This is a genomic window from Methylophaga sp. UBA2513, assembly GCF_002341285.1.
GTDB lineage: Bacteria > Pseudomonadota > Gammaproteobacteria > Nitrosococcales > Methylophagaceae > Methylophaga > Methylophaga marina.
Genome location: NZ_DDNT01000015.1, coordinates 10,122 through 22,068 on the forward strand (window position 1 = coordinate 10,122; position 11,947 = coordinate 22,068).

The 11,947-nt window shown below is 46.1% G+C and carries 10 protein-coding genes and 1 riboswitch; of the genes, 2 read left to right on the forward strand and 8 right to left on the reverse strand.

Translation table 11 applies throughout. The annotated features are described in order from the left end of the window. The 5 genes from B3V56_RS14695 to glnE form a co-directional block, all read right to left on the reverse strand. Positions 1-78, reverse strand: a 78-nt coding sequence (locus tag B3V56_RS14695) for an OB-fold domain-containing protein (RefSeq protein WP_349676207.1), incomplete at its 3' end; no start/stop codon positions are given. Beyond that, positions 75-611, reverse strand: a complete 537-nt coding sequence (gene ruvC / locus B3V56_RS09350; protein WP_289244068.1) for a crossover junction endodeoxyribonuclease RuvC — start codon at positions 609-611, stop codon at positions 75-77. The genes ruvC and B3V56_RS14695, both read right to left, overlap by 4 nt. Before the next feature lie 11 nt (positions 612-622). After that, positions 623-1,372, reverse strand: a complete 750-nt coding sequence (locus B3V56_RS09355) for a YebC/PmpR family DNA-binding transcriptional regulator (protein WP_286303542.1) — start codon at positions 1,370-1,372, stop codon at positions 623-625. Positions 1,373-1,433: 61 nt separating this feature from the next. Beyond that, a complete protein-coding gene (locus B3V56_RS09360) occupies positions 1,434-2,366 on the reverse strand; it encodes a branched-chain amino acid transaminase (RefSeq protein ID WP_289244069.1) in 933 nt (310 codons plus the stop codon). Between the two features lie 40 nt (positions 2,367-2,406). Further along, positions 2,407-5,223 (reverse strand): bifunctional [glutamate--ammonia ligase]-adenylyl-L-tyrosine phosphorylase/[glutamate--ammonia-ligase] adenylyltransferase, encoded by a 2,817-nt coding sequence (gene glnE / locus B3V56_RS09365; RefSeq protein WP_289284209.1) that lies wholly within the window; start codon positions 5,221-5,223, stop codon positions 2,407-2,409. A 199-nt stretch (positions 5,224-5,422) separates the two neighbouring features. Here glnE and B3V56_RS09370 point away from each other — a divergent pair, with 199 nt between their 5' ends. Continuing rightward, positions 5,423-5,842 (forward strand): lysozyme inhibitor LprI family protein, encoded by a 420-nt coding sequence (locus B3V56_RS09370; RefSeq protein WP_289281737.1) that lies wholly within the window; start codon positions 5,423-5,425, stop codon positions 5,840-5,842. A gap of 2 nt (positions 5,843-5,844) precedes the next feature. On the opposite strand, the gene B3V56_RS09375 is transcribed toward B3V56_RS09370, so the two are convergent. The 3 genes from B3V56_RS09375 to B3V56_RS09385 are packed head-to-tail and all read right to left on the reverse strand — an operon-like array spanning position 5,845 to position 10,912. Next, positions 5,845-6,159, reverse strand: coding sequence for a DUF2149 domain-containing protein (locus B3V56_RS09375; RefSeq protein WP_289281738.1), 315 nt, complete (start codon positions 6,157-6,159; stop codon positions 5,845-5,847). Next, positions 6,152-6,598, reverse strand: coding sequence for a MotA/TolQ/ExbB proton channel family protein (locus B3V56_RS09380; RefSeq protein ID WP_289281739.1), 447 nt, complete (start codon positions 6,596-6,598; stop codon positions 6,152-6,154). The genes B3V56_RS09375 and B3V56_RS09380 overlap by 8 nt, the downstream gene beginning before the upstream one ends. Before the next feature lie 3 nt (positions 6,599-6,601). Beyond that, entirely contained in the window at positions 6,602-10,912 is a 4,311-nt protein-coding gene (locus tag B3V56_RS09385) for a cobaltochelatase subunit CobN (RefSeq protein ID WP_289284210.1), read from the reverse strand. A 130-nt stretch (positions 10,913-11,042) separates the two neighbouring features. Further along, positions 11,043-11,232: riboswitch (cobalamin riboswitch) on the reverse strand. 178 nt (positions 11,233-11,410) lie between these two features. Between B3V56_RS09385 and mscL the strand changes: the two genes are divergently transcribed. After that, on the forward strand, positions 11,411-11,866 hold the full coding sequence (gene mscL / locus B3V56_RS09390) for a large conductance mechanosensitive channel protein MscL (protein WP_289284211.1): 456 nt from the start codon (positions 11,411-11,413) through the stop codon (positions 11,864-11,866). Positions 11,867-11,947 lie beyond the last annotated feature (81 nt).

The window sequence follows — 11,947 nt, forward strand, 5'->3', positions numbered from 1 at the left end:
ATAACCAACGCCATGCACATCCAGAACAAGCTCTGGTGGCTGCTTTTCTATAATAATGCCCCGCAAACGTCCAATCATCGACTATATCTTCCTCCGCGCCGAGTGGTGCGCATACCTGCTGGTAATTTACTCTGGCTACCACCAATAGCAGAGTGATGTGCATGAGTAAGGGCGCAGGCCAAAGCATCGGCCGCATCCTCTTCAGGTGATTCAGACAAACTCAAAATCACTGACATCATATATTGAATCTGTGCTTTATTTGCGTGGCCATTGCCGACCACGGCTTTTTTTATTTGTGTCGCGGTATATTCTGACACCGTCAATTGCTGACTGACTGCGGCACATATAGCAGCGCCTCTGGCTTGACCAAGCTTTAATGCAGAATCAGCATTTTTATGTAAAAACACTTTTTCGATGGCCATCATATCCGGTTGATAGCGTTCGATGAGGTCGGTCAGACCTTCAAAAATCTGTCTTAATCTATCAGCAAACTCGCCATCACCGACCATTAAACGGCCGTTGATGACGTGTTTAATTTTTTTTCCATCAATTTCAATAATGCCAAAACCGGTTTTTCTTGAACCAGGATCAATCCCCAGGATACGCGGCATACCTTATGACATCAGCTATTCAGCTGAGCCATGACCTCATCAGAAAAATCAGCATTAGAATAGACTTCTTGCACATCATCCAGGTCTTCAAATGCTTCGATCATATTGATGGCTTTTTGAGCATCATCCACATCTAAACTAACAGTGGTGTCTGGGTGCATGGTTACTTGCGCTGATTCCACTGGTAATTCAGCCGCATCTAAGGCATCTCTTACTGCCGCATAATCTTCTGGCGTCGTGAACACATCGATAGAACCATCATCATTAGTCACAATGTCTTCAGCACCCGCTTCAAGTGCCACTTCCATCACGCTATCTTCATCAGTACCACTGGCCAGCGAGATAATGCCTTTTTTATTAAACAGGAAAGCCACACAACCATCAGTGCCCATATTGCCACCACGCTTGGTGAAAACATTACGCACCGCTGCAACCGTACGATTACGATTATCGGTCATGCAATCGACCATAATGGCTGTGCCATTCGGACCATAACCTTCATAACGAATTTCTTCGTAATTAACCCCTTCCAGTTCACCAGCACCACGTTTGGTTGCACGCTCGATGACATCTTTTGTCATGTTCGCGCCCAGTGCTTTATCTATCGCAGCACGTAAGCGTGGGTTTGCTGCGGGATCACTGCCACCCATTTTAGCGGCGACGGTGATTTCACGGATCAGCTTAGTAAACAGTTTGCCGCGCTTGGCATCCTGTGCACCTTTTCTATGCTGAATATTTGCCCACTTACTATGACCTGCCATGTACTTATTTACCTCTTTTGTTGCCAGCCTGAACGTCACTGCTCAGGCGAATAGTCCTAAATTATCGAACTAATGTATTCCAATTTTTATACACATCGCTACGACCATAAACCTGGTCAAAATACATTGCCTGAAGTTTTTCAGTGATAGGACCGCGCGTGCCTTCACCGATTGGACGGTTATCCAATTCTCTGATTGGTGTCACTTCAGCCGCTGTACCAGTGAAAAAGGCTTCATCAGCGATATACACTTCATCGCGTGTAATACGTTTCTCAACAACTTTCAGACCGATATCGCGTGCCAGTGTCATCACTGTTTCACGGGTGATGCCTTCTAACGCTGAGGTCAATTCAGGGGTGTACAACACACCATCACGCACCATGAAGAAGTTTTCACCACTACCTTCACACACAAAGCCTTGAGCATCTAATAGCAGCGCTTCGTCGTAACCGCAACTGACCGCTTCTTGCAACGCCATCATGGAATTCATGTAGTTACCGTTGGCCTTGGCTTTACACATGGTGATATTGACGTGGTGACGTGTGAACGATGACGTTCTGATACGAATACCTTTTGTCATGTTTTCTTCACCGAGGTAAGCTCCCCAATGCCATGCTGCGACCATAACATGTGTGTTCAGGTTATCTGCACGGATACCCATGCCTTCCGAACCATAAAAACACATCGGTCTAATATAAGCAGAGTCCAGATTATTTTCACGAACCACAGTACGTTGAGCTTCGTTGATCGTCTCTTTATCAAACGGCATGCCCATACCTAAAATTTTGGCGCTACGGAAAAGACGATCGGTATGTTCCTGCAAACGGAAGATAGCCGTGCCTTGTTCAGATTTATAAGCACGCACCCCTTCAAATACGCCCATGCCGTAATGAAGAGTATGTGTCAGGACGTGGACTTTGGCCTCACGCCACGGTACTAATTCACCGTCGAGCCAGATAACGCCATCACGATCTGCCATTGTTGCTACTGCCATATGCTTTATTCCAAGTTCATTGATTAATCTGAGTCTGGTTCTAGGCGATGTCACCTAACCAGCGCTGCCAAATCTGCACAACCTGCTGCGGGAAGTCTTGTAACTGAGACACCGACATTAATGCGGGTTTATCCTGCAATACGCAGTGGTTGGCTTCATTTCGATAGTAACGATATGCGTCGGCCAACATTTCCCCCTCAGCGGGTTCGAGCTTTCCGGAAGCCACCAGCGCTTCCAAAATCCTAATATTATCGGTGTAAACGAGTAATTCAGGCAAGTCCGTTGACCATGCCAACACTGCATATTGCACCATAAATTCAATATCAGTGATACCACCTTTACCCTGTTTTAGATCAAATAGTTGGCTATCACTCTTGTCTAACTGTTGACGCATTTTTGAACGCATGTCTCTGACTTGCTCAGCCAGCGTCTCTTGATCACGGGACTTGGCCAACACCTGTTGACGCGTGTCGAAGACCTTTTGCGCAAGTTCGGCATCCCCCATCACATTTCTTGCGCGTACCAAGGCTTGATGTTCCCATGTCCATGCTTCTTTTTGTTGATAATCAACAAAACCAGAAAATGGACTAACCAATAAACCCGATGCGCCACTAGGCCGCAAACGCATATCGACTTCATAAAGCAAACCACCGGGAGTGACTGTATTCAACAGATGAATCATGCGTTGAGCAAGGCGAGTATAAAATACCATCACATCTACGGGACGCTCGCCATCCGTCATGCCTTCCTGTGCATCATCAAAGATGAAGACCAGATCCAGATCCGAGCCATAACCTAATTCAAGCCCACCTAACTTACCGTAAGCCAGAATAGTCAAACCGCACTGCTTAGGGTCGTTATTATCTGTAATGGGTGGATACCCATGCTTGACCACTAAATGTTCCCAGGCTATTCGCCATACCTGTTCAAGTAGTATTTCCGCCAATTCCGTTAATTGATCCCCCACTCGCATTAACGGCAGTACCTCAGTGACATCGGCTGCCGCTACATGAAGCGTGGCAATTTGTCGGAACTCTCGCAAACGATTCATCAACTGCTCTAAGTCATCCGCATCAACCGAGGATAAAAACTGTAACAGCTGTTTTTTTAACTCTTCTCTCTCAGGTACTTCATAAAGGGAACGAGGATCGAGGAGCTCATCTAATAGCACAGGGTATTTCGCTAGCTGTGTACTTATTAATGGACTAGCAGAACAGAGCTTGACCAGTTGTGACAAGGCCATCGGATTTTCTACCAGCAGCGCCATATAAGCACTTCGACGCATGATGGACTCCATCAGAGGCATTAAGCGGGGTAGACAATCATCAGCGTTATCGACATTTCCAGTGGCTTGTAATAACAACGGTAATAGCTTCTCGAGCCGTTGCTGGCCTGTCTGGCTCAAGTTACGACAAATATGCAGATCGAGTAATTTATCAACAACCGCGAGTATCTGTTCAGGATTGTCATACCCACATTGTTGAATAAAGGTTAATTTCTCTTCCGGTTGAGCATTAAGGAAAGAAATTTTTATCCCAGCACCTTCATCACTGGCTTGAGGCGCCGTCAGCAATTGATCAAAATGCTCCTGTACTTGCTGCCTGTAGTCTCTAAGAGTGGCATAAAACGATGACCAGTCTTCGAAGCCCATACTGAGTGCCAACCTTAATCTTGAAGGCTCATCGCTTGGCAAAATATGGGTCTGCTGATCGGCCCAAGCCTGAATGCGGTGCTCTGTTCTACGAAGAAACGCATAGGCTTGTTTTAACTGATTGACCGCATAGACTGATAACAGGTTTCTATCAGCCAACAGGTCAAGAATCGTTAGAATCGGTCTTTGCTGCATGGGGCGATCTCGTCCACCATAGATCAACTGAAAAACCTGCCCTATAAACTCGATTTCTCGGATACCGCCGGTGCCCAGCTTGATATTGTCATCCATCCCTCTGTGGTGCATCTGTCCGGCAATCATGGATTTCATTTCACGCAATGAATCAAACATGCCGTAATCGAGATAACGTCGATATACAAACGGGCGCAGCATATCTGACAACGCTTTTTTATCCGCTTCATTGCCGGTAATAGCACGCGCTTTAATCATCGCGTAGCGTTCCCACTCTCTTCCCTGGGTCTGGTAATACTCTTCCATTGCATCAAAGCTGGAGACCAAAGCGCCACTCTCACCAAAGGGACGTAAGCGCATATCGACCCGAAACACAAAACCATCAACGGTCTGGTTATCCAGGGCCTGAATCAATTTGCGTCCAAGCCTAACGAAGAACTCGCTATTGCTTAACGGCTTCCTGCCCCCTTCGGTTTCCCCTTCCTCTGGGTATGTGAAGATAAGATCAATATCCGATGACAGGTTTAATTCGCCTGCACCCAGTTTCCCCATGCCTAAAACAATCATCTTCTGCTCACGACCATCATCGTCACAAGGGATGCCATTTATCTCGACCTGCCAGTCATAGAGAAGGCTTAAGGTCTGCTGAATACAGACATCGGCCATGGCGGACAGATCAGCCATGGTTTCGGCTAAATCAGACCAATTAGCTAAATCCCGCCAGATAATACGTACCATCATCCATTGACGAAAATGACGTAATTTCTGATGTAATTGTTCCTCGCTAGTGATGCCTTCGAGCATGGATTTCAGCTGCTGACGAATCTCATCCAATGACAGTTTTTTCTGCAATTGACCTGATTCAAGCAACTGCGCCAGCATCGATTCCTGTCTTTGCCCCCACTGGTTGACGTAATCACTGGCTGATAAGACATCAGGTGCCACTTTCAGCAGTTCGGGATAAGTCTTTAAGGCATTTTGCCATGGCTCTGGCAATACAAATGCTGAGGACATAAACACTCCGGATAACGATGGAAAAGCATTACTTTACATTAAGCTTGATTAATACCAAATGCGTAAACCATTCTAGCTAGTCAATAAAATAATCAAGAGATATGCACGCTAGTAAGGAGAACAAACCGCTATCAGTCTTCGCTTAATCATTCGCCTTAGGTGATAATCCAGGTTCGCACTAAGTTAGGAGTAAGAAACCATGATGCTAAAACGTACGCTTGCCCTGTTGAGCTTATTGTTGAGTTTTCCCGTTATCGCAGAGAGTGATTGCGCGTCTGCTTTTACTACGCTTGAAATTAACGCTTGTCTCAACGAAGAGTTGCAAGACAAAAAGGACATCATGCAGCAATACTTGGCAGTAGCTAAACAACGCTACAGCGATGAAACCAAAGTGGTAACTGCGATAGAAGCAGGACAATCGGCTTGGGAAGCCTATAAAATATCCCACTGTGACAGTGTTTACACTATATGGATGGACGGGACGATTCGTGGTGCCATGACGCTGAGCTGTCAGATAAACCTGACCGAGGCCAGAACGCATGAGATCTGGTCTAGCTATTTGACCTATATGGACAGCACTCCGGCTATCATGCCTGAACCAGAATTAACGTATGAGTAAACTCATTGCCCAATCATAATGAGCTTGCCCGTTTTTGGATCACGGTAAACCTGACCGACAGACTCATACCCCTCCGCACCACCTTGCATACCTTCAGGTAGCTGCGGTAATTCTTTCATCGATTGAAGTTCCGTCAGGGCATGCTCCGCTTGTTTTGCCTCGGCCTGGAAATGCTCCTGGAGCTGACTACTCATTGAAATTAATGCCGCAATCAGACCACAGGCAAACACCAACATTAAATCTAATAAATTGGCCATAGGGCCTAATGGCTCATCATCATTGCCATCAAAACGACTATGCCGCCAGCGTCTAGCCATGAGCCTGCTCCATGTTCGTTAAAACCTCGTCATACCAGCGGCGTCTCAATCGTCCGAGAACAAAACCGATAATGCCAACAAAGAGGCCCAGAACCGTGGTATCAAAGGCCACACTCATCGCCGTTGTTAAGATACTTAACTCACCATTACCAAGTGCAGATAATCCTGGTCCAAGCGGTATCAGTGTGCCCATCAACCCGAGCATAGGTGCAATTCTGGCTAAAAAATCACTCCGCTCAATTCGTTTGAAAGCTAATTTTTCAAAAGACTCAACCTGACCTGACTGCTGCCACTTCTTCAAACCAGAAAAGCGTTCAGCCAGCGCAATACCAATATCAATAATGCTCAAGGCGGCAAATAACATTAGCGCCCATATCACCGGTTCTAATAAAAATCCGACTAAGTGATGCATCACACCGATGGATTGTGAACTCAACATAACTTACTCCTTGAACTTGGCAGTTGGGGCTCGCATGCCTTTTGCCATGCCAGCCAACACTAACAACGCCACCAGACCTAATATCACATAGAGCCAGAAGCGTTGTTGCTGCGCTTGCTCTTTCTGTTGCTCTTCAGATGAATTCGTCTCTTGCTCAGGCTGAGTCGCTTTTTGCTCGGTGATTTCGGCAATATGACTTGGTGCATCATCCACTTCAGTTTCTGGCATTCTTGCCGCATTTAATACCTCAGCTAATTGCTGTTGATGAGACTCATCCAGGTAATCATTCAACCATACATACAAGGGGTGGGATGGTGAGGTATGGCCACTTCCCGGTAGCCCATTTGCAGAAACTAAATCAGTGAACTGCTGTGCCAGTTGTTCCAACGTAGCCTCATCGGCTTGCCAAAAACCTTTATAGGCTGCAACCAGCATAATCGCCAGCATATTACTTTTCACATGGACGTTATGATCTTGCTCAAGAAAGTCATCTAAGCCCAAGTCTAGTCCATCATCCACATACACCCGTTTAACTTCATCCCATACCCAGCTTTTCACAATGCCGGGATTGGTCACTTGCCAGCCCCATAGATATTCTAAAAACTCACTACCCATGGTGCGAGCACCGGCATACCCCTCCTTCATCAGCGGTTTAAGCCATTGCGGATTCAGATAACGACCACGCAGTTCACCTAACAATACGGTCTGCAAAGGATCAACGCGTAAATCCGTGGTATCACTGTGCGCCAGAATATAACTCTCTGGTGCCTGTCCACGTGTGGTTTCAATAGCGAGGCTTAAGCCGCCCAGATAATCAAAGGCATCATTGTTATCCATAACTCCATACAGATTACTGGCTCGTCCGAGATAAGTCTGACCGACATGTTGCAGCCTCTGTTGGAATAAGGCCTGCTGCGCCTGGCCGTCAAGCTCTGCGCCATAAGCATGGCCCATGCGATGAATATACGTTTCCGCGACTTCTTCACGATTTTCCCAGGCACCAGAGCGCTCAACCAGACGATTCACGCCAGCACCATAAGCACCCGGTGGGGTACCAAAAATACGGTAACTCGCCGTCAGGCCGGCTTGGTTTTCTGACACACCCGCACGTAATGCCGCACTGGCATCGTCTACCCAGCGGGCAGCAACCCGGTTCTGCTCTAAGGATTCAAAACCAGGATTTTCACTAACCTGTAAACGCTCTAAAGCCGCATCCAATGATAAGGTCAACGCCGGATAGTCACGACGAATCAAACCAGAAGAGGCATCCAGTGCCATCAATACAGCTTGTTCCAACCAAACTATCTGCGAACCATACAAATCACGGAATAGGCCGGATGTCGTCAGCAACATATCTCGGCGGATTCGGGGATGAGGCGAGGCTGATGAAGAAAGATCCAAACGTTCTAATCCACTAAAAATTCCACGACGACTCCAGGTCGGTTTCACCCCTAACATATCGTAAGCAAAAGCGATCATTGCACCTTCATCACGCACCACATCGGATGCCCATAACACTAAGGCATCACTATCCTGAGCGTTTTTTGCGGGAGTTTCTGCACGGGCTTTTTCGGCTAATGCGATACCGACTTTGTAGCCTAAACGTGATGGAATTAAGCTATCATCTAAGGCATAGAAATTACGTCCAGTCGGTAATGCTGATGGTGTGCGAATCGGATCATTACCTTTACCCGGCTCAACAAATTGACCATCTAAAGCAGCCAATAATGCCGACATTTCTGCAGCAGGTGAGCCGCGTAGAAGTGGATCCCAGCTCTCCGTAGCTTGTTTGCCATTATTCATTGAAGTAAGCATGGTTTGAACCGCTTGTTCAGACCAGTCTCGACCAAAAACATGTAGCCCCAGAGGCATAAAATCTTCTTGTAGAGTGGTCAGGTAATGGCCGATTTCGTGCACTAACAAATCGTCATCCACCTGCTCGAATGAACTCAATCCTCGCACTTCCAACTCACCAGCCATATTCGCTGTCAGTTCATCTTCCAGATTAAGTTTGGCGACTAAGCGTTTCATTTCCTCAATCGCACGATCGCGCATAGCCCCAGCATTCACAGGTGCAGCTTCATAACTTTCAACGACCTGTCGTAATTCCAGTAATTGATCATATAACTCAGTGCTAGCCAAAGGCGGTGTGAGGTGATCAACCATCACCGCGAGGCCACGGCGTTTTGCCTGAATACCCTCACCTACACCATCAACGATATAAGGGTAGATACTTGGCAAATCACCTAAAATTGCCTGAGGGTAATCATTCTCAGCCATACCCACTCGATGACGAGGTAAAAACTCGTAGGTCGAATGGCGGCCCAGATGAACTAAGGCATCAGCATGAAAGGTATTTCTTAGCCACTGATAAAACGCCAGATATTGATGTGGCGGCGGGAAGGATAAATTGGCATGCAATAATTCTTCATTCAGTTCCCAACCTCTTGGAGGCTGTGGACCAACAAAAATATTGCCAAACTCAAGACCGGGAATCAGGATTTTATCGTCATAAACCATCACATTCCCCGGCGCTTCGCCCCAGCCTCTTATGCCTTCTATCCATTGTTGGCTGATGGCATTAATTAATTGCTCAGCCTGTTGCCAGTCGATGTTTGCTAAAGGTCGCTGGTAGATGGTTTGTAGCTGACTGAGTAATTGCAACACACGGTCACGACCAGCATGGTCGGCCCCATCGACAACATGGCGGATATCTTCCATCACCCGAGCTAATAAATGGGCCGCAATACTTGGATCATTCAATGCTTTAGCTTGTTTTAGATTGGCATGTAATAAGCCCAGCGGGCCATTGACCATTTCTTGCTGTAGTGATTCTGGCAATGTTTGAAACCAGCTTTGGTAGCTTTTGCTATCCATTGTGTTGACTTGTGACGACATCGCAGCCAAAGCAACCTGATCTTCAGGTAGATTCACACCCCGTTGTTGTAATAAGTCGAGTAACTCAGCCGATGACGCTGGTAACTCACCGGTCTTATACCCTTGGTTTTTAAGGGAATGCAGAATATCGAACAAGGACTCCACGACGTTTAAATTATCAGCACCGATATTATGGCGACCAGGCGGATGGTTGTAATAGATAATCGCGATCTTTTTATCCTGATTCGCTTTATCTTGTAATTGCTGCCAGCGTTTTAAGCGCTTAACCAATAAGGTGACTTGTGACTCTACAGGTTCTGAGAAAGCCAGTCTGGCTCCAGTAAATTTATCGACTTCGGCGGGTGTCATCGTTGCAACCACCATTGGTTGAGACACCCCTTGTAACTCAGGCATAGCGACACGATAATGAACAGAATCCCAACTGATACCGGCTTCTGACAGCTCCCATTCAGCGTGGGTACTATCACTTAAACGCATCGCTTTTATCACCGGTACATTCAGTTTTTTTAATTCATCGGTGACAGCCTGCCGATGTTCCGATCCGCCAATCACAAAGTCTTGCAGAGACACCACTGAACTGATGTGTGATTTATTCTCAGCTAATAACTTGATGGCAGATAAACTGGCATCACCCCACGCAGTAAGCACTGACACACAACCAGTTGACTCATCAATAAGCTGTTTACAAACAGCATCCAGTAATGCCTTTTCTCCCGGCCGTTCCCCAGTTTCATAATCCACTAACACCACCCATGATGATTTTGCAGAAAACTCAAACTGATCTGGTGGAATGATTTTATCTTGATGATAAAGCCTGAGCTGTGCAGCTAATTGAGGACGCTCAGTTGTATTTTCATTTTTAACCAGATGATGTAGATGACTAATCAGTCCCTGCATATTTTCACTATTTCTTCCCAGCCAAAAGAATCGTGAAATCAACCACGCTTCCTGTGCCGGGTATTGTTCTAATAGCGATGCCATCCACTGCTCTGTCGATAACGCAGGATCTGGATGCTGCATTAATTTGTCAGGGGGCTCATTTAAAATGGGGTGACTGTTCAAACTTGACGCCCCCATAAGACGCTGATCGCTATGCAATGCGATAAGATTTTTTAGCAGACCTTTTTTGATATTTTCCATCAGCTGGTTGGCTGTTTCACCAAACACGCCGCCCGCGAAGACTAAATCTGACTGTTTTAATAAAGCGGCTTGTTGATTTACGCTTAAGTCTTGCCACTGTTCGGTCGTGCGTATTTGCACTGACGTGGAGGAATGAGAGGGGTGTTTTAAAAACTCATGCGCACCAGACACCACTTCCGGTACATTTCGTGGTGTGACAATCAGCAATAATTGCTCGGCCAGGACTGATGAAGAAAAAAGAAAAAGAATGAAACAAAGAATAAGTCGGTTAAACACAGCGCTATCCATCGATATATAAAAACACTGAGTTATCAAACCACGTCGGAAAGATCAGACACCGCTTAATAACTCAAAGATGATTCGCCATTAAACGGTTTCCCGCTCCAACTGCACACCCCGGCCATCGGATAATAACGTTTTCATGGCAGATATCCTGGCTCACGCTTCAACATTTCCAACTCACCTTCCCGAAATCGATCGATTTCAGTGGTTTTACATCATCGTTGTCAGAAACTTCACGTATACAGTTGCGGGGACAGCTTCGGTTAAGAATTCCCTTTTAACTCTGCTAAGAGACCATAAAAATCAGAATTATACGTACTTACCCGAGTAACAACCACGGTTTGGTGACGCAGACAATCTTGCGAACAAGAATAATGCACAAAATAAAGATAGACAGCCCAAATAGTGATGGCTAATATCCAACTGAGACTCAATGTTTAATCAGGATGCTCGCCCTCTATTTCAATGAAAACAACAAAAGGAAGATAAAGGATGTTGAAGGAATTCAAAGAGTTTGCAATGCGCGGCAATGTGTTAGATATGGCCGTGGGGATTATCATCGGTGGTGCGTTTGGCACCATTGTGAAGAGTTTGGTAGCCGACGTAATTATGCCACCTATTGGTCTATTACTGGGAGGTGTCGACTTTTCAGACTTATTTATCACGTTAAAAGAAGGTACTGTGGCAGGTCCATATGCCACCTTGGCAACAGCTCAGGAAGCTGGTGCTGTAGTGATTAGTTATGGCGTCTTTATTAATGCGGTCATCAGCTTTTTGATCGTCGCCTTTGCTGTTTTTCTGTTGATTCGTTCGGTCAATAAAATGCAACGTGAAAAAGAAGCAGAACCTGCACCTGCAGAAGCCACCAATAAAGAATGTCCAAGATGTTACTCAACCATTCTTATCAAAGCGACGCGTTGTCCACACTGTACATCAGAACTCGTATAAACAAAAAAGCCCCGACCAAATGGCCGGGGCTTTTTTAGCACTAAAGACTGAGGGATGATTACATCATGCCGCCCATGCCAC